This window comes from Rossellomorea sp. H136 (assembly GCF_056838065.1).
On the sequence record NZ_CM166371.1, the window covers coordinates 4403693 to 4427880 of the forward strand.

General features: G+C 40.8%; 23 protein-coding genes. 8 read left to right on the forward strand and 15 right to left on the reverse strand.

Translation table 11 applies throughout. The features are described 5' to 3' along the window. The first annotated feature begins 155 nt into the window (after positions 1-155). Positions 156-1076, forward strand: a complete 921-nt coding sequence (gene murB / locus ACYH0O_RS22215; RefSeq protein ID WP_482630372.1) for a UDP-N-acetylmuramate dehydrogenase — start codon at positions 156-158, stop codon at positions 1074-1076. Positions 1077-1450: 374 nt separating this feature from the next. Here murB and ACYH0O_RS22220 read toward each other — a convergent pair whose 3' ends face one another. The 14 genes from ACYH0O_RS22220 to ACYH0O_RS22285 form a co-directional block, all read right to left on the reverse strand. Continuing rightward, complete coding sequence (locus ACYH0O_RS22220) at positions 1451-1912, reverse strand: hypothetical protein (RefSeq protein ID WP_482630373.1); 462 nt, start codon at positions 1910-1912, stop codon at positions 1451-1453. A 66-nt stretch (positions 1913-1978) separates the two neighbouring features. Next, on the reverse strand, positions 1979-2866 hold the full coding sequence (locus ACYH0O_RS22225; protein WP_482630374.1) for a helix-turn-helix domain-containing protein: 888 nt from the start codon (positions 2864-2866) through the stop codon (positions 1979-1981). A gap of 40 nt (positions 2867-2906) precedes the next feature. Next, the gene (locus ACYH0O_RS22230; RefSeq protein WP_482630375.1) at positions 2907-3812 is read right to left on the reverse strand and encodes a helix-turn-helix domain-containing protein; all 906 of its coding nucleotides are present in this window, start codon (positions 3810-3812) and stop codon (positions 2907-2909) included. A 212-nt stretch (positions 3813-4024) separates the two neighbouring features. Beyond that, the gene (gene gloA2, locus ACYH0O_RS22235; protein ID WP_482630376.1) at positions 4025-4411 is read right to left on the reverse strand and encodes an SMU1112c/YaeR family gloxylase I-like metalloprotein; all 387 of its coding nucleotides are present in this window, start codon (positions 4409-4411) and stop codon (positions 4025-4027) included. Between the two features lie 100 nt (positions 4412-4511). Beyond that, positions 4512-5339, reverse strand: coding sequence for a creatininase family protein (locus tag ACYH0O_RS22240; protein ID WP_482630377.1), 828 nt, complete (start codon positions 5337-5339; stop codon positions 4512-4514). Between the two features lie 30 nt (positions 5340-5369). Further along, the gene (locus ACYH0O_RS22245) at positions 5370-6545 is read right to left on the reverse strand and encodes a M20 family metallopeptidase (RefSeq protein WP_482630378.1); all 1176 of its coding nucleotides are present in this window, start codon (positions 6543-6545) and stop codon (positions 5370-5372) included. Positions 6546-6548: 3 nt separating this feature from the next. Beyond that, a complete protein-coding gene (locus ACYH0O_RS22250) occupies positions 6549-7559 on the reverse strand; it encodes an ABC transporter ATP-binding protein (protein WP_482630379.1) in 1011 nt (336 codons plus the stop codon). A 5-nt stretch (positions 7560-7564) separates the two neighbouring features. Continuing rightward, on the reverse strand, positions 7565-8518 hold the full coding sequence (locus ACYH0O_RS22255) for an ABC transporter ATP-binding protein (RefSeq protein ID WP_482630380.1): 954 nt from the start codon (positions 8516-8518) through the stop codon (positions 7565-7567). A 3-nt stretch (positions 8519-8521) separates the two neighbouring features. Then, positions 8522-9406: an ABC transporter permease gene (locus ACYH0O_RS22260; protein WP_482630381.1), complete on the reverse strand. Its 885-nt coding sequence runs from the start codon at positions 9404-9406 to the stop codon at positions 8522-8524. Between the two features lie 11 nt (positions 9407-9417). After that, entirely contained in the window at positions 9418-10392 is a 975-nt protein-coding gene (locus ACYH0O_RS22265; protein WP_482630382.1) for an ABC transporter permease, read from the reverse strand. Between the two features lie 59 nt (positions 10393-10451). Further along, positions 10452-12233 carry an ABC transporter substrate-binding protein gene (locus ACYH0O_RS22270; RefSeq protein ID WP_482630383.1) on the reverse strand — a complete coding sequence of 594 codons (1782 nt, stop codon included), beginning with the start codon at positions 12231-12233 and terminating at the stop codon, positions 10452-10454. 41 nt (positions 12234-12274) lie between these two features. Then, on the reverse strand, positions 12275-13228 hold the full coding sequence (locus ACYH0O_RS22275) for a S66 peptidase family protein (RefSeq protein WP_482630384.1): 954 nt from the start codon (positions 13226-13228) through the stop codon (positions 12275-12277). Positions 13229-13250: 22 nt separating this feature from the next. Then, entirely contained in the window at positions 13251-14051 is an 801-nt protein-coding gene (locus ACYH0O_RS22280) for an IclR family transcriptional regulator (RefSeq protein ID WP_482632641.1), read from the reverse strand. Between the two features lie 657 nt (positions 14052-14708). Next, the gene (locus ACYH0O_RS22285; RefSeq protein WP_426892250.1) at positions 14709-15635 is read right to left on the reverse strand and encodes a manganese-dependent inorganic pyrophosphatase; all 927 of its coding nucleotides are present in this window, start codon (positions 15633-15635) and stop codon (positions 14709-14711) included. 174 nt (positions 15636-15809) lie between these two features. Between ACYH0O_RS22285 and ACYH0O_RS22290 the strand changes: the two genes are divergently transcribed. Together ACYH0O_RS22290 and ACYH0O_RS22295 are read left to right on the forward strand one after the other, a co-directional pair. Continuing rightward, positions 15810-16112 (forward strand): hypothetical protein, encoded by a 303-nt coding sequence (locus ACYH0O_RS22290; protein WP_482630385.1) that lies wholly within the window; start codon positions 15810-15812, stop codon positions 16110-16112. Between the two features lie 202 nt (positions 16113-16314). Then, positions 16315-16416, forward strand: a complete 102-nt coding sequence (locus ACYH0O_RS22295) for an IS1096 element passenger TnpR family protein (protein WP_482630386.1) — start codon at positions 16315-16317, stop codon at positions 16414-16416. A 505-nt stretch (positions 16417-16921) separates the two neighbouring features. Here ACYH0O_RS22295 and ACYH0O_RS22300 read toward each other — a convergent pair. Then, a complete protein-coding gene (locus ACYH0O_RS22300; RefSeq protein WP_482630387.1) occupies positions 16922-17980 on the reverse strand; it encodes a DctP family TRAP transporter solute-binding subunit in 1059 nt (352 codons plus the stop codon). A gap of 74 nt (positions 17981-18054) precedes the next feature. Between ACYH0O_RS22300 and ACYH0O_RS22305 the strand changes: the two genes are divergently transcribed. The 5 genes from ACYH0O_RS22305 to ACYH0O_RS22325 all read left to right on the forward strand — a co-directional run bounded on the left by ACYH0O_RS22305 (position 18055) and on the right by ACYH0O_RS22325 (position 24183). Then, the gene (locus ACYH0O_RS22305) at positions 18055-19665 is read left to right on the forward strand and encodes an ATP-binding protein (RefSeq protein ID WP_482630388.1); all 1611 of its coding nucleotides are present in this window, start codon (positions 18055-18057) and stop codon (positions 19663-19665) included. Next, complete coding sequence (locus tag ACYH0O_RS22310) at positions 19649-20338, forward strand: response regulator (RefSeq protein WP_482630389.1); 690 nt, start codon at positions 19649-19651, stop codon at positions 20336-20338. The genes ACYH0O_RS22305 and ACYH0O_RS22310 overlap by 17 nt, the downstream gene beginning before the upstream one ends. A gap of 152 nt (positions 20339-20490) precedes the next feature. Continuing rightward, complete coding sequence (locus ACYH0O_RS22315; RefSeq protein ID WP_482630390.1) at positions 20491-21489, forward strand: TAXI family TRAP transporter solute-binding subunit; 999 nt, start codon at positions 20491-20493, stop codon at positions 21487-21489. A 42-nt stretch (positions 21490-21531) separates the two neighbouring features. Beyond that, positions 21532-22005 carry a DUF1850 domain-containing protein gene (locus tag ACYH0O_RS22320; RefSeq protein WP_482630391.1) on the forward strand — a complete coding sequence of 158 codons (474 nt, stop codon included), beginning with the start codon at positions 21532-21534 and terminating at the stop codon, positions 22003-22005. A 15-nt stretch (positions 22006-22020) separates the two neighbouring features. Then, positions 22021-24183: a TRAP transporter permease gene (locus tag ACYH0O_RS22325; protein ID WP_482632642.1), complete on the forward strand. Its 2163-nt coding sequence runs from the start codon at positions 22021-22023 to the stop codon at positions 24181-24183. The last annotated feature ends 5 nt before the right edge of the window (positions 24184-24188 follow it).

Here is a 24188-nt window from a genome sequence, read left to right on the forward strand (position 1 = left end):
TAATAAAGCATTCTTTTCCAATTACTGAGGTTCATTCGAAGGGGATTCACACCTGCCAACTGAAACCATTTAACTTTCATGGGTTTTCGTCATATAATGGTGGGGTAGGATTTATTAATGAAAAGACGAAAATTACTTTATAGGACTGATATAGAATGTACAATAAGGAAAAAGTATTTGAAGAATTATCAAAGGTGATGCATTCTGACAATATCAAACGTGACGAATTGTTAAGAGAGCATTTGTATACGAAGTTAGGCGGAAAAGCAGATTTCTTCTTAACGCCAACTACTTATGAAGAAGTTCAAAACATCGTGAAGCTGTCAAATGAAGTGGATGTCCCATTTACATTGTTAGGTAACGGATCGAATCTGATCGTGAAAGATGGTGGAATTCGTGGCATCGTTCTTCATCTAAAAAACTTTAAAGACATCAAAACGACCGATCAACTGATTGTCGCTCAAAGTGGTGCAGCGATCATCGATGTGTCGAGACGCGCGTTAGCTGAAAAGTTATCAGGGCTCGAATTCGCCTGTGGGATTCCAGGTACCGTTGGTGGCGCTCTATTCATGAACGCCGGGGCATATGGCGGAGAAGTTAAAGATGTTCTGGATTATTGCCATGTCGTTGACCGTGAAGGGAATCTGGTTAAGCGTACAGCCGCAGAATTAGAGCTTGATTACCGTCACAGCAATATTTCTGAAAAAGGCGATATCGTACTCGAAGCAACCTTCAGCTTGAAACCTGGCGACTACGAAGAAATCAAGGCCGTTATGGATGATCTGACAGATAAACGGGAATCCAAGCAGCCACTAGAATACCCATCTTGCGGAAGTGTCTTTAAACGACCACCTGGATATTTCGCAGGTAAGCTTATTCAGGACAGTGAGCTTCAAGGAACGAACTTTGGTGGCGCTGAAGTCTCCATGAAGCACGCTGGTTTCATCGTGAATAAAGACAATGCGACAGCCTCGGATTATATTTCACTCATTGAACACGTTCAAAAAACAGTGAAAGAAAAATTTGATGTGGAGCTTGAACGGGAAGTACGTATTATTGGAGAAGATCTGGAATAAAGAAGGTCAGGAATCATTGGATTCCTGACCTTTTTTATTCCATTCACCGTCAAAAATAACTGTAACCAACTTTAAACAAAAAAAACAGTCTAAATGAATTTAGACTGGGCAGTGGCTTTCACAATAAATTTCATTCTTAAGGAACATTAGCTATCTCTTTTTGACAACAGGAGCTGGCTTTTTTCTGCGAAATTCTCTCAATCTTGTTACTTGGAATTGAGATAACTTCGCATCTTTTGCATAGGCTTCACGAGCCTTAAAATAGAGTAGCGACACAGCTAATGCCCTCCTTTGTGAAAATATTAGTTTCTTTTTACCCGAAAAATTCAAGATAAAACCAAATTCAGTGAAAAAATTTCATTATAATCATCACCTTAGAAATTATAGTTCCATAGTACCCTCCATTCTCCTTCTTCTATGGCTACATAACAGGTTTGTGTGATCATTAATTCACCAAACTGACTATCAAAATACAAGTTCACTTCCGCTTTTCGAACATTTTTAAATTTAAGCCCTTCTTCGTTAAACGTAAACTCCTTCTCCTTTTCAATATTGCCAACCTCCACCTCAAACTCATCGACCCCCATATGCCCCATGAATACATGGTTTTTCGTTTGGATATATGAGGATTTGGGGAACTTATTTTGCATTTCCGAATGGAACAACTCCCATGCGTTACCGAAATCGCCGTCTTTTTCAAAATTGTAAAATTCCTCGATCACTTCTTCAGGTGTATCAGGTTCCTGGTTTTTTCCAATGAACATAAACAGAGCAACAGCAAGCAAAATAGCAACAATCGCTCCGATAAAAAGAGGAATCGGGCTTTTCCTTCTCATTCATCCAACACTCCTCATCTATAATCATGCTTATGAAGGACATGTTGAATGTATGAAACAGAAATATTATGACAGAATCTTGAGGTATAATTGCTCTTTCTTATCAGTTAGAAAGGTCTTATGTTCATCATTCCCAAGCATCTCAAACATCATTATAGATTTTTCTATATAAGAGAATGCTTGTTCGTAGTTCTCTTTCAGCTCGCAATTATAGCCTATGTGATAATGTAATTGTGCTAAACCATATAAGTGCTCCTCTTCAATGCACCACTTTATTGCTTCCGTGCAGTGATCAATCGATTCACTGTATTTTCCTAATCTGGTTAACGCCCTTGCTTTATTATAAAGCAATCGGGTTTTAATTGATTTATCGCTTAGTTGTCCAGTAGTATGGATTGCCTTTCTAACTTGATCATAATATTTGAGAGCTGTGGCATAGTCTTCTGTGCCTACGTAAAAACCCCCGATGGTTAATAGAATCTCCATTTCCCTTTCCGAAAGCGCTTTTTTACTGTCTGCTGTAAGTGAGAAGGCTTCATTTAACAGTCGAAAGGCTTCATCACGATTATTTTCAATCTCAAATATATAGATTCCTTTGTGCCAATAAAGGAGTTGAAGGTTTTCCCTTTCCTTAAAAAGTGGATTGTTTTCTTCTGCTCTCACCATTTCGATCATTTCTTTATATCTGTGTTTTTTTCTTAAGTGACGCAATTGGCGCTCAACTTCCTTTATGTAGTCCAGACGGGGGGTTGTTCCTATCTCAAAGAAATAATTCACATCCACTCCAAGCTTTTTGGAAATTTGATAAAGTGAAGTGGCATTGGGATAGATGTCTCCCTTTTCTATTCGACTGATAAGTGCCTGTGTGCATATCCCTTCTCCTAATTCTCCTTGAGTTATACCAACAACCTGACGTAGCTCCTTAATCTTTTTACCAATGATGGAGTAATCCACGAGCCTGCCTCCCTAGAGGTTATATTTAATAAGAAAGTTACTAAGTTAAAAATGCATTTTTATCTATATTTTTTTTGAGTTTTTCTATGTTCCCTTTAATAAAATTGGATAATTTAGGGTTGTTTTGGATATCAAAAAGCATAGCAGCTTTCTCCAGATAAGGCAGAGCTTCCTGATATCTCTCTTGCAGCTCCAGGTTATACCCAATATGATAATTTAATTGCGCGAATCCATATAAAGTTTCTTCTTGAATAATCCACCTAATACCTTCTTCACAATACTGGATAGACTCATGATAGTTTCCGAGCCTTGTCAATACCCTGGCGATATTATATAAGAGCCTCGTTTTAATGGACTTGTCGTGAAGTTGGTCGTTATATGTTATAGCATCATTTACACTTCGATAAATTTCTATTGCCCGATCATAATTATGACGACTGAATTCCAGTATCCCCATACTGATAAAAATATTCATTTCACGCTCAGACATGGCCTTTTTCTTATTATATGTCAGGGAGAGTGCCTTCTCTAAAATGATCAATGCTTCCTCTTTGTTTTGCTCGACCTCATTCACATATATTCCCCTATGCCAGTAGAGAAGCTGAAGATTTGTTTCATCTTTTAAAAATAATGGATTCTTCTCTTCTGTTCGAACGATTTCGATGATTTCATCATATTTCAATTTCACTCTTAACTTCTTTAGTTGACGCTCAACTTCTTTCACATAATCCAGGCGGGGAGTCGTACCAATCTCGAAAAAGTAGTTCACATCAACCCCAAGCTTCTTGGAAATTTGATAAAGAGAAGTAGCACTCGGATAGATATCCCCTTTTTCTATTCGACTGATCATGGCTTGAGTACAAATTCCGTCTGCCAGTTCACCCTGAGTCAAACCCACGACTTTTCTCAACTCTTTGATTTTTTTACCAATGACAGAATTGTCCATAACCCCACCTCCCGTAAATATTAATATTTTTATATTTTAACAGGAAACATGCAAATTTTTCAGGGAAATCCCCATATATTCTCTCTTAAGGTGATAAACCGCCAATACATACATTTAAAATCTATGTTTTAATATATCTAACGACAAATTACAATACCTTTGGACAGCACTTCTCTTTATGGGAAGTGCTCTTTTTTTATGGACGTGCCCAATTAATCCTCATATATCTCCAATGGCAGTCCATCCGGGTCCTCAAAAAAAGTGAAGCGTTTATGAGTATAAGAATCTATTCTTATTTCCTCAGTTACAATGCCTTCTTTTTTAAGGAGTCTTACAGTCTCCTCAATATCCTCTACTTCAAATGCTAAATGACGTAACCCTCGTGCTTCCGGATAACTTGGACGTGCTGGAGCAGCAGGAAAAGAAAACAGCTCGATCAAATATTCACCATTTAACGCTAAGTCCAATTTAAAAGAGTCTCTTTCTTCTCGAAAAATTTCCTGTTTTATTTCAAAACCAAGCTTGTTGACGTAAAAGTCTTTTGATTGATCATAATCTGAGCAGATAATGGCGATATGGTGGATTTTTTTAAAGTTCATGTGTTCTCTCCTTCACTATTTATCTATCATCCTATTATAAACAGAAAACTTCCTATCAATGTTGTTTACCCTAACATTGATAGGAAGTAAATGATTTCTATCAGCTGAGGTGGTGATTCACCCGCGGATGATTCGGTTCACGTCCTTTAAAGATTTGAACGAACTCGACTAATCCCTCCACAGCGGCATTAAGCAGCTTTTCCCCTTTTTCTCTGGTAGCTTGTGTGGGATCACCCAATGTCCCCGTCTCAGAAATGGAGCTCCAATATGGCACCATCACGACCGGTCGTCCTTCGCCTTTCCCGACTAAATCCAGCCAGAAATACTTAGACATTTGGTATTTGTCTATATCTCTAACGGCTTTGTCCATTTGAACCAGATCTTCTTTGATAGCCAGATACATAGAGGTTTCAAGCTCACAGGCATGATTGATCCCCCCAGGACTTTCTGAATCCCTTATTTCCTCCGTTAAGTCCACTACTTGTTGGAAATCCCAATGTGAAATAGAGGTACACTGAACATCCGGGTATTTTAAAATGGTTTGTCTTGCCGCTACTTTTAATAATGAAACATTGCTTCCATGTCCATTCATTAATATAATCTTCTTAAATCCCTGATGGGCTAAACTGTTGCAAACATCCACTACATAATTAATAAAAGTTTCACTGCTGATGGAGATGACTCCGGGGAAATCCATCTGATGAGGGGCATACCCATGGTTTATTGCCGGAACGATGACCATATTGTCTGGCGAAGCCTTACCTGCCCTATTACAAATTTCGTTCGCCAGTACTAAATCAGTATCAATGGGTAAGTGATGGCCATGCTCTTCAATCATTGCAACAGGAACAACAGCGATTCGTTCTTCCTTGACGGCATCTTTCACTTCAGGCCAAGTCATTTCTCCAAAAAGATATTTTTTCTCCATGTCTATGTACCCCTTCTTTCTTTATTGAATTTATACGTGCGATAAAAAGGATCGTTTAAATTCCTCTTTGATTTTTTCTTGTATTTCTTTATTTTTTATTACGTTCAGGCATGTATGAGCCATGGTTTTCCCCGCCAGCAGCATCGTTTCATATGCAGCAGGAGTGTTACACATATCAGCAAATTCCTTCGTATGTCCAGGGACAAGCTGATCCGTTAAGGATAAAACAGGATGAATCGATGGTACTGCGCGGCTGACATTCCCCATATCAATCGAGCCCATCCCTTCATCATATCTTGAAATATCCACATAGTTGTATTCATCAAGAGCCTCTTCATACAGTTCTACCAAGGTTTGATTACTGACCATGGCAGCATACGGATGCCCGATTTCTTTCACTTCCAGTTCCGTCCCAGTCATAAGGGCTGCCCCTTTGGCACAGTTGATGACCTGTTCGACCACTTCTTCTAAATACACATTATCGATGGATCGAATACAAAACTCCGCCACCGCTCTATGGGGGATGATGTTGGTTACCTTCCCGCCCTCTTTGATGATCCCGTGTATGCGCACATCGGGTTTTACATGTTGCCTCAAGGCATTGACTCCATTAAAGGTTTGAATAACGCCATCAAGGGCATTCTTTCCCTGCCAAGGTTCAGAAGCTGCGTGGGCATTCTTTCCGTGAAAGACAAACTCGTAGCTATGGAAGGCGAGGGATTTCACATCAATGATCGTGGAGTACCCAGGGTGAAACATCATGGCAATATCAACGTTCTCAAAAACACCTTCATATAAGAGGTCAATCTTACCGCCGACGTTTTCTTCATCAGGTGTACCGACAACGGATACCTCATATTGTTCATCAGTTTCTAGTTTAGCAAGGGCAAGACCGGCAGCGACACTTGCTACCCCGATCAAATGGTGGCCGCAGGCATGACCAATATCGGGCAAGGCATCATATTCAGAACAAAAGGCGACATGAATACCTCCTTCACCTTTTTTGTAATTTGCGATGAAGGCTGTATCATACTCTCCAACCCCTCTTTGAACTGTAAAGCCTTGACTCTCTAAATAGTCACATAAAGCCTTAGAGGATTTGTATTCTTCTCCCCCTAACTCCGGGTTCTGCTGAATATATCTACTTAATTCCACTAGATCTTCTTTTTCTCGATCAATAATTGAACTGATTTGTTCTTTTTCCATTGTTTATTCCGCTCCTTCCATCAGCTTTTCTGCGAAATGACAGGCGGCGAAATGCCCATCACTGTATTGGGTCAATTCAGGCTCTTCTACCTTACACTTCTCCTCAGCAAAAGGGCATCTTGTATGGAATCTGCATCCTGTGGGGATGTTACTTGGGTTTGGAGTTTCACCCTTTAGGATCATTCGTTTTTGTTTCTGTTTGGAGATTTTCGGTTTGGGCATGACATTAATAAGTGCTTTCGTATAAGGATGCAGGCTCGTAGAAATCACCTTATCCGCTTCGCCGATTTCGACAATTTTCCCTAAGTACATAATGGCAATTCGATTAGAAATTAACCACGCTAATGAAATATCATGAGTGATAAACAAGTAAGAAATTCCTTTCTTATCTCGTAAATCTACCATTAATCGGAGAATATCGGCTCGAACAGAGACATCAAGCATCGAAACAGGTTCGTCGGCTACAATAAATTCAGGATTTAATATAAGTGCTGAGGCAATCACAACCCGTTGTCTCTGCCCCCCGCTTAATTCATGGGGATAACGGTAGAAGAACGTTTCCGCCGGTTTCAACCCCGCCCATTCCAAAGCCTCTTTGACCTTTTCCTTTTTATGCTCTTCATTTCGAATCTTCCCGTTAATTTCCAATGGTTCTGCTACTATGTCGATGATTTTGAATTTCGAGTTTAATGAATCATATGGATCCTGAAAAATCATTTGCGCTTTTTGACGGAAGGATTTTATTTGTTTTTTATCCTTTTGATTCAGTCGTTGGCCATTATAGGTCACTTCCCCTTCAACGTTATCAAGCAACTGCAAAACGGCTTTTCCGGTCGTTGTTTTCCCGCTTCCGCTTTCCCCGACAAGAGAAACAATTTCACCTTTTCTTATTTCAAAATCCAGCCCATCAACTGCTTTCACCTGCTTCTTTTCTTTCGATAATAACTCATTCAGAAATCCGTTTTGAATCGTAAAATTCACCCGTAAATCTTTTGTCTTCAATAAACTGTCCACATCGTTTACCCCCTTAAGTGACAAGCAACATAATGATCTTCAGCCATTTTCTTCAGTGGTGGGGCGGATACCTCACATTCCTTCGTTGCATGCTCACATCTAGGATGGAAATAGCAGCCTGAAGGGGGTGTAATTAAGTCTGGCGGAGTCCCTGGGATTGACTCAGTCATTTCTTTTTCTCCATATATATCAGGGAATGATTTCACTAGTTTTTGAGTATAGGGATGAGAACTGTTATTGATGATGTTTTCCACACTTCCCGTTTCCACGACTTTCCCCGCATACATGACGATTGCTTTATCGCATGTTTCCGCCATAACAGACAAATCATGTGTGATTAAAATGACAGACATCCCGAGTTCCCTACGGAGCTTTTCCAGCAGCTCTAAAATTTGCGCCTGTACCATGACATCCAGAGCCGTAGTGGGTTCATCTCCAATCAGCACTTTTGGATCGCATGCCAATGCCATGGCGATCATCACCCTCTGTTTCATTCCCCCGCTGAATTCATGAGGATATTGATCGATTCTCACACTATCAATTTCTACTAATTCAAGAAGTTCTTTCGCTTTTTTTCTAGCAGCCTTGTAAGTTAATTGGTTATGATACATCATCACTTCTGTAATTTGTTCGCCAATTTTTTTTACAGGGTTTAATGCATTCATAGCCCCTTGAAAAGCAATCGAAATATCATTCCATCGATACCTTCTAATCTTGTTTTGATCCAATTCAGCTAAATTCTTGCCGTTATAATTAATTTCTCCTCCCACTACTTTGCCTTCTTTGGGCAGGAGATTGATAATCGATAAAGCGGTGGTCGTCTTTCCACAACCGGATTCTCCGACCAAACCGATCGCTTCGCCTTCCTCTAATGTAAAGCTCACATCATCTACTGCTCTTACGACGCCATCTTTTGTTTCAAAATACGTTTTTAAGTTTTTTATCTCTAAAAGACTCATGGTTTATCTCCTTTTTAATCTTGGGTTTAAGATTTCATCAAAGGCATACCCAATAAATGTGAAGCCCAGAACGACCAGTACCACACATATTCCGGGGGATATTAAATACCAGTAAGCGCCAAGGCTCGCTGCTCCTGATTCAAATGCATAATGCAGCATCATTCCCCAGCTCGGTTCCGTTGTATCTCCCATTCCGAGGAAGCTTAATGTCGTTTCCGAGAGGATCGCTACAGCAGAAACAAGAATCGTATTCGCAAAGATAAGGGGAAATACATTAGGCAGAATATGCTTTCTCATTATGTACAGATGATCTGCACCAATCGCACGAGCGCGTTCTATGAATTGCCTCTCTTTAACAGAAAGGGTTTGGGAACGTACGATCCGCGCTGTTCCAGGCCAACTTGTTAAACCGATGACAAAAATGATATTCCATATACTCGCCCCTAAAATGGCTGTCAGAACAAGAGCCAGAGGTAACCAAGGAAGCACGAGAAATACATCGGTAAACCTCATTAACAACGTGTCGGCTTTCCCTCCATAGTATCCGGAGGCAATTCCGACGACAGTACCAATGATCATCGAAATCAATGTTGCCAAAAATCCGACTGTAATCGATATCCTGGCACCTAATAGAACTCCTCCCAGCACATCTCTTCCCAAATCATCCGTCCCTAATAAATGCTGCAACGAGGGTGGGCTTAACACTTCTGCAACTCCATATTCCCTTGGGTCATATTGAGTAAGGAGGGGACCAAATATGGCAATGATGACAAAAAACCCAAGAATGAGAGCCCCGGAAAGTCCCATCTTGTTCGAAACAAAGGTATCTAAAAATCTTCTCCATTTGCTTTTGACAGTTGAGTTGTTTGTAGCAATTGAGTTTTTCATATGATTTCACCCTAGGCTTTATTATTTATTCTTGGATCAAGATATCCGTAAATGATGTCTGCAATGAGATTGGCCAGAACCACACATACACTTACAATGAGAAAAATCCCTTGTAATAATGGATAATCCCTGTTATTCAATGCTTCATACATTAATCTTCCTAGTCCCGGCCATGAAAACACCGTTTCAATTTGAATCGCGCCTGCAATCATAAAGCCTATATTAATCGCGATAATCGTGACCATTGGCAGCATGGCATTCGGTAATGCATGTCTTTTCATGATTAACTTTTCGGAAAATCCTTTCGCCTTTGCCGTTGTAATATAATCCTCTGTCAGCACTTCAATTAATGAATTGCGCATGATTAATACGAACTGTCCTATTAATACAAGACTTAAGGTTAAGGCGGGCAGGAACAAATGCATCAAGACATCAACGGCTTTTTCAAACGAGTTATCAAAAACCATCCCTGCTGTCACCATCCCGCTTGTCGGGAAAAGATTCAGGGTCACACTAAAGAAGATCACCAGCATGATCCCCAGCCAGAAGGTCGGCATGGAATATGTAATGAGGGAAAATGCCAATGAGGTTACATCGATTTTCTTCCCTTGTCTGGCAGCTGCAATAATGCCTAAAAATACTCCGGCGATAATGGCTGCGATTGTTGAAACCCCTACCAGCAAGAGAGTCGGGAATAATCGTTCTCCGATAACATGAATCACGGGCTGCTTAAACATAAAGGATAAGCCTAAATCCCCTTGAAACAACTGCTTAAAATAGAGCCATAATTGAACGTATATGGGCTGATCCATTCCCATCAAATGCTTTATTTTCTCAATAGCCTCAGGTGATGCATTCGGATTTCTCACAATCATGGAAAGCGGATTTCCAGGCATGACCCGGAATAGAAAGAAATTTAGAATAAGAACGAGAAAAATCGTAATAATAGATTGAAAGATTTTTTTTAGTAAAAAATTTTTATTCACACAATTCACCTCCACCTTTGAAAATGAGGGCAAAGTAAGTTACTTTGCCCCCTTATTCATCACATATCGTCGTCGATCGAAACGCCTTTATTTTTTCTTTTGGCAATCAAAATCCCACCGATTACTAGTACCGCCAAAATGAGACCTGTCCATAGCAGCACGGAAGATGATGAATCAGATGTTCCTGCCACATCGCTTTCACTACCCTGTGCAGTAGCGGAAGCACTCACCGGTTTCACATTCAAGTAATTCTCATGGTTAAATGAAAAGAAGTATACATCGCTAACCTTTGTCCAGCCTTCCAGTTTTGCTGTATTCACAGCCTGGATGGCATTTTCATACATAAGAATGATATAAGGTGCATCCTCGTATAACATCTTTTGCATGTCATATACCACTTTCTGTCTTTCCTTCTCATCAATCAGTTTCGCTTGTTCTTGAAGCAATTGATCATATTCTTTATTCGCATAATATGAATCACTCAGGTTACCAATTTGGTCAGAAGTCATGACCCGAAGAATCGTAGTAGGATCTGCATCTGTTCCCCAGCCCCAAATAAACATGTCAAAATCAGCGTTATCATAAATTCGATCACCTAATAATCCATCATCAACGGTTTCGATTTCCGTGCCGATTCCCACTTCCTCCAACATGCTTCCAATCATTTCTCCTGCACGAACCTCTTCTGACGTTTTGGAACGCAACATTAATCGGAAGTTCAATGGATTGCCTTCACTGTCTTCACGAATTCCATCACCATCTCCATCCATGAAGCCTGCAGAATCCATTATCTCTTTTGCTTTGTCAGGGTTATACGTTCTCAGTTCTTCTTCGGAAGGCTTATAATGCCAGAACTCTAAACTTGGTGGGATGAGTGTCGTACCAGGTGTTGCCTGACCGGCATATGCTACATCCACAATCTTTTGCTTATCAATGGCAAAGCTTATTGCGTGTTTCACATCTTTATTTAATAACAATGGATTTCCTTTTGATTTCGGGTCTGGCCAGCTATTAATTGCAAGCTCAGTGAACCCGTGAGTTGTGGCGGAAATCACGTCGATATCCTCTTCTTTTTCTAATAGCGGTACTTGATTTGCCCCGATATTAATAGCGGAATCGATTTCTCCGATTTTTAGGGATTGGACCATTGTGTCTGTATTAGCATAAAGGATAAAGACAAGTTCATCGATGTTTGCTTTTTTATAAAAATAGTCTTCATTTTTCTCGAGTTTAATAAATTCACCCTTTTTAAATTCAACAAATTTAAATGCCCCCGTACCGACTGGAGCTTCATTTGGCCACGTTTCCAGCTCTTCCATGGAAACATCCTCCCAAATATGTTTAGGGATAATCGGCGTCGTGCTTTGCAGCATATTTGCCTTAGGTTCATCCGTCTTAATCACGACGGTATGATCATCTGGTGTTTCAATGGACGTAATACCGTCTAAATACCCTGCGTATAAGCCCAATCCGCTTTCCTGCATGATTTCGTATGTAAATTTCACATCTTCAGCTGTGAATGGTTCACCATCATGCCACTTTACATCTTCTTGCAGGTTGAACGTCCACGTTAAGTGATCATCACTAACGCTCCATTCTTTGGCCAATCGTCCAACAGGCTTAACATCATTGTCAAAAGCAACCAACGGATCATAAATTAGCTTGAATATTTCGGTAGCTGCGATATTGTAAGCAACAAATGGACTTATACTATCCGGTTCTGATGTCCAGCCTATATTCAACGTGAATGGATCGGCTGCTTTTGTTTTTGAAGCGGGGATTATAAAACTACTGAATAATAAAACAAACATAAGTCCGATACTGAATAATTTTTTATTCATGAACGTATACCCCTCCCAGGTTTAATTAGTTTTCGTCTGTTCTACCTCGTGCCTGATTCTGTTACATACAACTTCTTATTGGTGGCATCAAGCTTAGCGTTCACTCCAATGGGAAGTGTAGCAAGATCCTTCGTGTGTCCGATCGGCAGTCCGTGAATTGCCGGGATCCCTAACGGCTCAATAAAGTCATATAAAATATCCTCTAGACTAAAGGTGACATGAAAGCCTGGATCAAGCTTCTTCGGTCCGCAGTCCGTGCACTCACCAATGACAATCCCTGCGGCTTCCTGAAGCTTTCCTGCATGATATAAATGTGTAAACATATGATCGATATTCCATGGCTCTGTCCAAACTTCTTCTAAAAATAAAATTTTCCCTTTCGTATCGATTTCATATGGTGTTCCTAAGGACGCACATACTAACGTGAGGTTCCCACCTGTCAGTTCTCCTTCTACCTCGCCTTTATGAATACGATTAATCCACTTTTTTTCATTCGCTTTACGGATTTCCCCGATAGGTTCCTGTTGACTTAGGGCTTTAAATACATAATCCTTGCGATATTCCGTTAAATCCTCCGGGTTAAATCCCGCCATGCCAGGCCCATGAAAAGTAACAAGGCCTGTATATTTTTGAATGGCCAAATGCAAGGAAGTAATGTCACTGTAACCGATGAAAATTTTCGGGTTCTTCCTCACAAGATCAAAATCGATGTAGCGCAGCATTCTTGCTGAACCATAGCCACCATGTGTCACGAAAATGGCATCAACCTCTTCGTTTCGGAACATTTCATTGAAATCATGTGCTCTTTCCTTGTCCGTTCCTGCTAAATATTCATGCTTGTTATGAAGATTCTCACCTGTAATTACCTTATATCCCCATTCCTCAAGGGTCTCTATCCCACGGATGATATCACTGCGATTGTAATGGGGACTTGCTGGAGCAATGATTCCAATCGTATCTCCTTTTTCAAGCCTCTTCGGTTTGATTTTCTCCATACTGAGCTCCTTCCATTGGAAACTAGTAAATTTTCTTGAATCCCATATCGTTTGATATTTCTTCTGCTGTTTGGAGTAATGCTTTCACATATGAAGGCCTGCTCTCTTCCTTGTAAAAATGTTCAGGTCCTGTGATGGCAATGCCTGCTTCAAGTTTTCCCTCGTAATTAAAAATCGGTGCTGCATACGCAACCGCTCCCAGTTGAAGCTCACCCTCAGACTTTGCATATCCATGTTCCCGAATGGATTCTAAATCCTCTTTCAGTTCGTTTCGTTGTGAAATCGTGATGGGGGTAAATGTTTTAAATGTGTCTGAAAGACTATTAAATTCTTCTTCAGGCAGATAAGCTAAAATCACTTTTGATAAAGCTCCCGCATAAATGGGAATTTTCTGTCCAACTTTAATTTCATGGCCAAAATGATGAAATGATTCAATATTGACTAAACATAACGCTTGCCCATGATCGTACACACTTAAATTCACATTCATTTCTGTTGATTTAGATAATCGTTGCAAGTGCGGAGTTGCTTTCTGTACAAGATCGATCCCTTGAATAATGATCCCTCCGATACGGACAAATTGCATACCCAGCCGGAGCTTTCCTGTGGTTTCATCTTGTTCTAAGTAGCCTTTATGAAGAAGTGTTTGAACATTCCTATGAACGGTTGTAAGCGGAAGACCCGTCTTATTGGATAGGTCTACCAGGGTATGTTGAGGTTCTCTCATGGAAAAGGTTTCAATAATCTCCAGAGCTCTTTCTACTGCGCGAATACCTGTTTTGCTGCCTTTTACGGTTTGTTTAATTTTAATCCCTCCTTTCAGATGATGTTATTCTTCAGATCCTCAATTTCCGTTCTGCGGAAAGTAGTTTCCGAAAGTAGGTTATAAAATATGTATTCAGTCTATTATATAAACAGAACATTCTGAATTTATTTTTTAATTTAATATAGAAGTACATACTGCTCAATATATGTAAATCCAAGAGATCGATAAAAGGTATCCGAGTGCGGGAGAGTTGAATCATAAAATAAGTATGGGGTTTTAGGATGGTGAGTTAAGTAATCCACTAAAGCTTGGCAGCATGCAAATAGGTAGAGGAAATGACTTAGTTGATTTTCTGAAATCATCTTAATAGTTCCGATTTATTAGATTTGTTCAACAGCCTCATTTCTATAATCTTTTTACTCCAAAAGCTTCTTTGATTTACGGTATGATTTCCATCATACGGAAATGTGTTTCCATTTTTAATTGTATATCCATGATTATATATGCATTTTTCAGAAAAATCAAACATTATGACAAAACGAATATTATATCCTACTTTATTCACAGACGAGGTGTTTCTGAAATCATTCATTTTTTTGAAGAAATGATAGAAGTAATACCACCAATATGGGAATGTTGAAGGAAATTGATCAGTAGAAGATCTTAAAACAAAAAAGAAGCAGTCACATAAACTGCTTCTTTTCCGATAACCTATTATTTCATCGCATCCGTCAACACAGGTACGATTTGCTTTTTACGTGATACAACGCCTTTTAATAGCGCCGTGTTGTTTTGAAGGGTTACATTAAATGCTTTTTCCACTTCTGCAGCTTTACTTCCAAGAGCCAATGCCGTTGAGTCGTTTTCCAGAATGTCAGTCACAACAAGTAAGAAAAGATCCAATCCTTTTTCTTTGATCATTGTTTCCATCGCAGCTTCCACTTCTGCCTGACGTCCGAATACGTCATTCACATCGACGACGTTGATTTGAGCTACTTCAACTTTCGCGTTACCCATAGAGAATTCTTTCGCATCAAGGGTTACAAGCTCAGCCACTGATTTCGTGCTCATGTTCGCACCAGCTTTAAGCATTTCCAGACCGTATACTTGAGCTTCAACACCAGCGATTTCAGCCAATTCATTCGCTGCTGCAACGTCTTCGTCCGTGCAAGTTGGCGATTTGAATAAAAGGGAGTCCGAAATGATTGCTGAAAGCATTAATCCAGCCATTTCCTTGGTTACCTCTACTCCTTTTTCCTTATAGATCTTGTTTAAGATCGTTGCCGTACATCCAACAGGCTCTGCACGGTAGTATAAAGGATCCGCCGTTTCAAAGTTTGCGATACGGTGGTGGTCAATGACTTCAAGAACGCGTACATCCTCGATGTCTACAGCGCTTTGCTGACGCTCGTTATGGTCAACAAGGATAACTGCATCGGTTTCACCGGCAACCTTCTCAACCAGACGGGGTGCTTCAACGTTAAAGTAATCAAGGGCATATTGTGTTTCACCGTTAACGTCACCTAAACGCACAGGTTCGACGTCCATCCCAATCTTTGTCTTCAAATCAGCATATACAAGGGCAGACGTAATCGTATCTGTATCTGGATTTTTGTGTCCGAAAATAAGTGTTTTACTCATATTCATTCTCCTAACTCTATGTAATGTGGTTCGTGATTTCTCTCTTTACATTTTCTTATATTACCATATTTAAAAGCAAAACCGTATCTGTTCGTGAAGATTTTTTCCAGTGATTATGAAGGCAATATTCCCAGATTCTGTGTTATACTATGGGGACAAGGAGGTGACAAAAACATGGATCAGATTTTACAAGCCATTAGAGAGTTGCAGGAGCAATTGACTCGCTTTGAATCAAATGTAAATACCCGTTTTGAGAGACTGGAAACGCGTATGGATAGAATTGAAACCCGTATGGATGGGCTGGAAACACGCATGGACAAGCTCGAAAACCGCATGGACAAGCTCGAATCCAGAATGACCGTCCTCGAAGAAAATCAACAAGACACCCAGGATAACATCACGATTCCGGTAAAAAAAAATTGGGATCATAAAAAAGATCTCCATAAAGTAAAACGACGAGTGGGGATGGAGCAATAACCTCAGATACTTTCACTCCCACTCTTTCCCCTTTTGTGAACACTACCTCAAGTTACATACCTATGGTAAAAGTCTTATGCATCCATTTACTTCCCTCATATATGATGGTAACACTGCATAGCCAAGGAGGATACCCATGTTAAATCGAACCGACCTTCTGCACCTTCTCATCAATAAAGTAAAGACCTCAGATGAATGACATTTGTTAGAACGTGAGATAGATACGATCTCTTATACCTATGATTTCGGCGATAATTGGCAACATCAGATTCTTCTCGAGAAAATCACAGAGGATCAAAACTGACCTTCCCCGTTTGTGTAAAAGGAAAGTGAAATTGCCCCTTAGAAGACAGCGGAGGCATTCATCACTTCAACATGTTTTAATGGTTCTATCATATACCGAAAAAATGGACGAGGAAGCCCAGTTCTTCAGAGAACGGTTTGGTGATCACGATCCCGAAGAATTCGATTTGGAAGAAACCCATGAAATGTTGAAAGAGTTCGATTTTGAATACAAAAGAGGCTGGGACAAAAGTTTTTTATCCTAAGTCAAACCCGAACAAACCTGCTTCTTAGTGTGCAGATTTGTTCGGGTTTATTATTTATTTTCGAATCATTTGATTCTAGCGGTTTCCAGCGGTTGATTGGAGTGCAAGACGAAGACTCCTGCGGGAAAGTAGCTTATGTGAGACCCCGCAGGCTTGCCGAGGAGGCTCACGGGCTACCCGCGGAAAGCGTAGTCTTGCACGGAAATCATTAGCGGTCTTATGAACCTACACTTCTATTTTTCGTCTTTTTATCGTGGTTTTTTAGTTTTGTCCCAGCCTCTTTCTTTCACTAATCTCCCTCATTAATTCCTTCCCAATTTCATCTTCATATTCCTCATACAAAGGATCAAGCTTCTTCATCCATTCTTCTTTTTCCGAATTCAACAGAATGTGGATATCCAAATCAGTATCTCTCTTTAATTCACGCATATGGTCATCGTTGATTTCAATAGAATGCCGACGGATCCACTCAGTCGTTTGCTTCATCGCTTCTTCAATTTCTACACGGTACTCTTCAGGTAACTCATCCCAAAATTCTTCGTTCATTAATACAACATAGCCTAAGTAAGTATGATTGCTGACTGTAAGATAAGATTGATGGTCATAAAGCTTCTTCGAGTAAATATTCGAAATGGTATTTTCCTGTCCATCTATAAATCCTACTTCTAAGTTCTCGTAGGTTTTATTAAAAGGCAGGTGACTTACGGCAGCCCCCATCCTTTGATATTGATCTTTTATCACTTCACCCGGCATTGTACGGAAGTGGAGGCGATTGAAATCACCCGGCCTAATCAAGGGTCTCTGGTTATTGGTGATTTGTTTAAATCCGTTATACCAAAAGGTAATTCCTTTCACGTTTTCTTGTTTTTCTACCTTTTCAAGTAATATATCTCCTATATTCCCTTCAAATGCCCGTTGAACATCGTCATAACTATTAAACGCAAAGGGTAAGTCGAGCACACTATACTCTGGAACATAGGTAGAGACTTTAGACGTGGCAGGGATAATCATTTGAACATTATTATTTTTAAGGGCATTCCATTCACTGATATCCGAATAGAGCGAGCCGTTAGGATAAATTTCAACCTTCACTTTTCCCTTGGTATTCTTTTCGACGAGTGCTTTAAAACGCCTGATTGCTTTTCCTTTCGGTGTATTTTCAGAAACAACATGACTGACTTTAATGACAATGCCATCTTTCAGCTTTTCTTGATCGTCATCATATTCCGAGGTAAAGCCGGTCTGAGAATGAAATCCAACAAAATAGGCTGAAGCAATCCCTGTTAAAATGAACAACCCTATAAAGAAAAAAGTTCTCATAATTGGACCTCCCCTCTCTCCGTTCTACTAAAAATGGTACAATAACTTTGAATGAAGAGGAAGGAATATTCAGAATGAATCGAAAACAAATGCCCATTCGTTGGAAAATAACGATATTATCCTTTGGTGTAGTCCTGTTTGCGCTCATCATTGGATTTATTATATTTGTAGGAAAAGCGATTGAAATGAAGAAAGAAGAGTTAGGAAACCAGGCACTTATTACAGCTAGAACAGTAGCGAATCTTCCAACTGTACAAAGCCATTTAGAAGAGCTCCGAGGGTGGAAAGAAATCCAGCCCATTGTAGAAAATATCAGGACTGTAAATGGATCTGACTACATCGTCGTCCTTAATATGAACCGGATCCGTTACTCACACCCGTCCGATGAGCAGCTTGGGACCATCTCTGCCGGAAAGGATGAAGGTCCTGCTTTTGCTGAGCACAGTTATGTGACGACAGCAAAGGGGGAAATTGGTACGGCTGTCAGGGGATTTGTTCCGATCATGAACGATCAGCACCAACAAATCGGTGTGGTCATTGTAGGTATCCTGCTCCCCTCTACACTCGATATAATGAGGAATCTTCAAAATGAACTTATCATTATAGGTGCTATCACTCTCCTGTTCGGAATCATGGGTTCATGGTTATTAGCAAGACAAATAAAGAAAGATACCTTTCAGCTGGAACCTCATGAAATTGGAAAACTCCTGGTGGAAAGAACAGCTACTTTTCAGGCCATGAATGAAGGCATCATTGCCATTGATAATCAAAATAGGATCACCGTCTTTAATGAGAAAGCCAAAGACATATTGGTGTTAGATGGAGATCCAACCGGAAAATACATTCAAGAGGTACTTCCTTCTTCAAAATTACCGGACGTGTTACACAAGAAGGAACCGATTTATCATGAAGAAATGAGATTAGAGAACAAAATTGTATTAAGTTCCAGGGTCCCCATCTTGGTAAACGGGGACATTGTCGGGGCCGTCGCCGTGTTTCAGGATCGAACGGAGATGACTCAACTGGCAGAAGAGCTGACTGGAGTGAAAGAATTCGTTGAGGCATTAAGGGTCCAAAACCACGAACATCAGAATAAATTACATACCGTTGCCGGCCTGATCCAATTAGAAGAAGGAGAGAAAGCTCTCGATTATATCTTTCAATCCTCTCAAGAAGAGGAGCATCTTACCGCCTCCCTGACGCGAAAAATCAAAATTGATAGTTTGACAGGATTACTATTGGGCAAGATCAGGAGAGGAAACGAAATGGGGATAGAAGTAAAGATCGATCCCGATAGCTACCTATCATCCATTCCCCCTCTTCTGGATGAACATGATTTTGTCATTATCTTAGGTAACCTGATTGAAAATAGCTTTTATGCCCTAAAAGATTCTGAAGAATATACCAAGGTCATTCATATCTATTTAAAAGAAGACCCGGACACTTTTCATATTGAAATAGAAGATAATGGAGCAGGAATGACGAAAGAACAGCTTCCCCACTTATTTCAAAAAGGATACACCACCAAAGAGAGTGATGGGTCAGGCATTGGGCTCTACTTGATTCATAGCATTATAGAGAAAGCAGGCGGTCATATTAAAGTGGAGTCAACCCCGGGTGAAGGGACGTTATTCCAACTCACTTTACCAATGAATGGAGGGAACAATCATGAAGGAACCGATTAACGTATTACTTATTGAAGACGATCCAATGGTTCAGGAAGTCAATCGAATGTTCATAGAACGTGTACCCGGCTTTACAGTGTGTGCCATTGCGGGGAATGGACAGGAAGGTGCGGAAAAGGTTTCTTCCTATCAGCCCGACCTTGTTCTGCTGGATAACTTTATGCCAAAACAAAATGGCCTTGAAACCTTACAAGCCTTCCGAAATCAGGATACAGACGTGGATGTGATTGTCATATCTGCAGCACAGGATAAAGAAACCATCAAGGCGATGATGAGATTAGGAGTATTCGATTACATCATTAAGCCTTTTAAGTTTGAACGATTGAAACAAGCTCTTGAGAAATACCGAATGTTTAAACATCAAATGACTGGAGAGGGATCGGTGGGACAGCAGGAATTAGATCAGCTTCAGGGTGTTCCCTCTCCCATTAATTCTCCCTCGGTGAAGGAAGAATTGCCAAAGGGATTGAACCAGCAAACGTTACAGCAGATCATACAATTTATAAAAGACCAAAAAAGCCCCTTATCAGCAGAAGAAACCGCTGAAGGAATCGGCATCGCCCGTGTAACAGCCCGAAGATATTTAGACTATTTACAGAAATCAGGACAGGTTCAAATCATAATCGAGTACGGCGGTATTGGACGCCCGATCAATCGATATCAATGGCAGTAAGAAAGAATGAGGACACCCCTCATTCTTTTTTCGTTCTCTTCTATCGCACTCCCAGACCAAAAAGACCAAAACGTCCTTTAAGTTCTAAATATTCTAATTTTAATTTGTAAGCGTTACCATATTTTATAGGTAAGTTAAAGGAGGACGAAACGATGAAAAATTTAAAATGGATTTCGATGGTAGCCATCATTTCATTACTATTGGCGGCATGTGGAAGTGATGGCGCAAGCGGCGGCGATTCAAGCAGTGGCGATGATTCTTCCAGCCAATCAATCGTATTTGGTACAGGTGGAACGTCTGGTGCTTATTATGCGATTGGCGGATCATTAAAACCGATTTTCGAGGAAAGTGATTCAATCGGGAATGTAACAGTAGAATCGACAGGAGCTTCTGTTGCCAATATCCAGAACATTACAGATGGTCTTAATCAAATGGCGATCGTCATGAGCGATGTTGCCTATGATGCCGTAGAAGGAAAAGGACAGTTCGAAGGCAATAAAGTAGAGGTTCAGGCTCTTGCAGGCATGTACCAAAACGTTGTGCAGGTAGTCGCTATGTCTGATAGCGGAATCAAGAGTATTGAAGATTTAAAGGGTAGGAAAGTGGGAGTCGGTCAGGTAGGTTCCGGCGTGGAACAAAGTGCGAAGAAAGTATTGGAAGCGGCCGGACTAACGTATGATGACCTTGAAAAAGTCACTCACACCGGGTACGCGGATTCTGTTCAGGAAATGAAAAATGGCACACTTGATGCTGCATTCTTCACTTCAGGTGTACCGAACAGTAATATTACAGACCTTATGCAGCAAAATGATGTATCATTTGTTGAAATCAAAGGAGATCTTGCTGATAAGCTAATGGAGAAATATCCGTTCTATAAAACATTTACGATTGAGTCAGGAGACGAGGCAAAATATAACCTGGATTCGAAAGTTGAAACCGTCGGGATTCAAAATATGCTGATTATATCGAAGGATGTAAGTGAAGACACAGTGTACGACTTAACAAAACGTTATTACGACTACCTAGGAACAGACGCAGTTGCGGTTGCACCGCTTAAAGAAGTCAACCGTGATGAAATGGCGAAGGGCCTCATTGCTCCCCTGCACCCGGGAGCGAAGAAGTTTTATGAAGAAAAAGGATTACTGGAATAATAGAGAAAGGGCATCAATCCTGGTGCCCTTTTCATTCTATCTATGAGAAAAAGAATTCTGGGTGCCTCTGCCCTGCTCCTATTTATTCTTCTCGCCATTGTTCCGTTCAATACGATCATCTTATCCTATCAAAATATAAACATATTCGTGGAGCCTGTTTTTAATCAAAAGGAAGTTTCCATCCGCTGGACACATTCTGTTGAAAAAGAAGATTGGGAAGAATTTTTTCACATTAAAGATAATACCATCACCTTGACCTCCACCCGTTTCAAAACGTTTGGTGCCGGTGTCCCGGATAACGCAGGCGAGGACACATATATCAAGGATGGCTGGGTGTATATGACGAATATCCATCAACCGATTGGAGACTCATTACGCTTCCAGACAGGTAAGAATACGAATCATCGTATTTCATTAAATGAACGAACTCTAGTACTTGATTCTCAGCGGTCCTACCAATTATCGGTGAGGTCCGTACCTATGTATGAACTGATTTATATGATTGTTAATGATTAAGCGAGGTGACTCATGATGAGAAAACAAAAGAACACATCTGTGGAAGAGTTGGATCGGGAGGGAAATACGAGAAGCCAGTTTCCCAAAGTGATTGGTCTATTAATTTTAGTATTGGCAGCCGGGATTGCACTCTTCCATCTATACACGTCTTATGCAGGTGCGTTAGTCGATGTAAAGCAGCGAAGCATCCACTTATATGGCTTAATGTCCATTGGATTTATCCTGTACCCTTTTATCAGTAAAAAGAAAGGCCTCCCTGTTCCATTTTATGACTATATCTTAAGCGGCTTGTCCTTATTCGTTGGCATTTATATGTTATTCAGTGCGGAGCGCATCATTAAAATGGGGGGACAAATCAACGATACCGATTTCATCGTAGGTATACTCGTCATTGTTCTTCTTCTCGAACTGACAAGGCGTGTGACCGGCTGGGGCTTGACGCTTCTTGCCCTTGGATTTTTAATCTATGGTCTCTATGTAAAGCTGGCTATCTATCCAGAATTAAATTCTCAAATCACATTGACTGTGACAAAGAAAATGATATCCCAGCTTGTATACATTACGGAAGGGATCCTTGGTACAGCGATCGGTGTGTCGGCAAGCTATATCATTCTCTTTATCTTGTTTGGAGCATTCCTTAGCCGCTCCGGCATGGGGAAATTATTTAATGACCTGGCACTGGCAGTTGCAGGACACACAAAAGGCGGACCTGCTAAAGTTGCCGTGATTGCCAGTGGCTTTCTCGGTTCCATTAATGGTTCGGCTGTTGCCAATGTCGTGACAACCGGGGCTTTCACCATTCCATTGATGAAAAAGATCGGCTATAAGAAAGAATTTGCAGGTGCTGTCGAATCAGCAGCAAGTGTCGGTGGGCAGATCCTTCCTCCCATCATGGGTGCAGCCGCCTTCATTATGGCAGAGAATCTGAATATTCCTTATACCAAAGTGATTATGGCAGGTATCATTCCTGCGCTGCTATTCTACATCGGTATCCTGCTTCAGGTGCACTTTAGAGCCTCCAAACGTGGATTGCACGGAGTACCGAAATCAGAGTTGCCGTCCGTGAAAGCAGTGCTGGCCGAAAGGGGACATTTAATCATTCCGATGGTGATTCTCCTGTACTTATTATTCTCAGGAAAAACACCGTTCTACGCTGCGTTCTGGTCGATTTTGGCAACGATTATCATTTCCGGTTCGAAGCAGGTTCTGACGTTATCAACCGTGCTCGGAGTATTTTTCATTTTCCAACCACAGGTGAATGGCGTCCTTTCAGGAGAAGGCATCCCCCCCCTCAAAAGCGGATGGTGGGAACTCCTGTTGATTGTGGTGATTCCATTAGTCATCAATCTCATTAGAAAAACGAAAAATCTGGAAGCCGAGGAAATAGGGTTAAAGGATTGTGTACAAGCACTGGAAGAAGGAGCGAAAACGACGATTCCGGTTGCAGTCGCCTGCGGTGCTGTTGGTATCGTCGTAGGAGTTGCCTCCCTGACCGGAGTTGCACTGGAGCTCGCTAACAGTATTGTCGGTATTGGTGAAATGATCGACAGTCCCCTCCTTCAGCTCGTTATTACTTTACTGCTGACAATGGTCACTTCCATCGTACTGGGAATGGGCTTACCAAGTATCCCAACCTATATCATTACGAGTACCATGGCAGCACCGATCCTTTTACAGCTGCCATTGTTCCGTGAATTGGCTGGGTCGACGGAAACGGCCGTGTTTGTTGCTCATATGTTTGTATTCTACTTTGGAATCTTTGCAAATATCACGCCGCCTGTCGCACTGGCAGCGTTTGCCGGAGCAGGCATCAGTGGCGGTGATCCGACTAAGACCGGATTCCAGGCGATGAGACTTGCCATTGCAGGGTTTATCGTACCGTTTATGTTTGTGTTTTCCCATGAAATGCTGATGGTGGATGCATCCGTTACGAGTATTCTTGTCCTCACCGTTACATCAGTTATCGGAGTGTTCCTGTTATCCGTTTCCATCGAGGGTTATTTCAAAAAGAAAATCCCTGTCAGTATGCGCTTGATAAGTGCTGTAGCCGCTTTTCTCCTGATTTACCCCGGTTGGATGACAGATATCATTGGCTTCACCGTTTTCGTACTAGTTTTGTTTTCGAACTATCAAGGAAAGGGTAAACCGATGAGTAAAGAGATCAATATTCCTAATTAAACGAG

Bases quoted from the DNA above. Each gene is read 5' to 3' on its own strand.
- murB (WP_482630372.1), top strand. From the start codon at position 156: ATGTACAATAAGGAAAAAGTATTTGAAGAATTATCAAAGGTGATGCAT.
- ACYH0O_RS22220 (WP_482630373.1), bottom strand. From the start codon at position 1,912: ATGAGAAGGAAAAGCCCGATTCCTCTTTTTATCGGAGCGATTGTTGCT.
- ACYH0O_RS22230 (WP_482630375.1), bottom strand. From the start codon at position 3,812: ATGGACAATTCTGTCATTGGTAAAAAAATCAAAGAGTTGAGAAAAGTC.
- gloA2 (WP_482630376.1), bottom strand. From the start codon at position 4,411: ATGAACTTTAAAAAAATCCACCATATCGCCATTATCTGCTCAGATTAT.
- ACYH0O_RS22240 (WP_482630377.1), bottom strand. From the start codon at position 5,339: ATGGAGAAAAAATATCTTTTTGGAGAAATGACTTGGCCTGAAGTGAAA.
- ACYH0O_RS22245 (WP_482630378.1), bottom strand. From the start codon at position 6,545: ATGGAAAAAGAACAAATCAGTTCAATTATTGATCGAGAAAAAGAAGAT.
- ACYH0O_RS22255 (WP_482630380.1), bottom strand. From the start codon at position 8,518: ATGAGTCTTTTAGAGATAAAAAACTTAAAAACGTATTTTGAAACAAAA.
- ACYH0O_RS22260 (WP_482630381.1), bottom strand. From the start codon at position 9,406: ATGAAAAACTCAATTGCTACAAACAACTCAACTGTCAAAAGCAAATGG.
- ACYH0O_RS22270 (WP_482630383.1), bottom strand. From the start codon at position 12,233: ATGAATAAAAAATTATTCAGTATCGGACTTATGTTTGTTTTATTATTC.
- ACYH0O_RS22275 (WP_482630384.1), bottom strand. From the start codon at position 13,228: ATGGAGAAAATCAAACCGAAGAGGCTTGAAAAAGGAGATACGATTGGA.
- ACYH0O_RS22285 (WP_426892250.1), bottom strand. From the start codon at position 15,635: ATGAGTAAAACACTTATTTTCGGACACAAAAATCCAGATACAGATACG.
- ACYH0O_RS22290 (WP_482630385.1), top strand. From the start codon at position 15,810: ATGGATCAGATTTTACAAGCCATTAGAGAGTTGCAGGAGCAATTGACT.
- ACYH0O_RS22300 (WP_482630387.1), bottom strand. From the start codon at position 17,980: ATGAGAACTTTTTTCTTTATAGGGTTGTTCATTTTAACAGGGATTGCT.
- ACYH0O_RS22305 (WP_482630388.1), top strand. From the start codon at position 18,055: ATGAATCGAAAACAAATGCCCATTCGTTGGAAAATAACGATATTATCC.
- ACYH0O_RS22310 (WP_482630389.1), top strand. From the start codon at position 19,649: ATGAAGGAACCGATTAACGTATTACTTATTGAAGACGATCCAATGGTT.
- ACYH0O_RS22315 (WP_482630390.1), top strand. From the start codon at position 20,491: ATGAAAAATTTAAAATGGATTTCGATGGTAGCCATCATTTCATTACTA.
- ACYH0O_RS22320 (WP_482630391.1), top strand. From the start codon at position 21,532: ATGAGAAAAAGAATTCTGGGTGCCTCTGCCCTGCTCCTATTTATTCTT.
- ACYH0O_RS22325 (WP_482632642.1), top strand. From the start codon at position 22,021: ATGAGAAAACAAAAGAACACATCTGTGGAAGAGTTGGATCGGGAGGGA.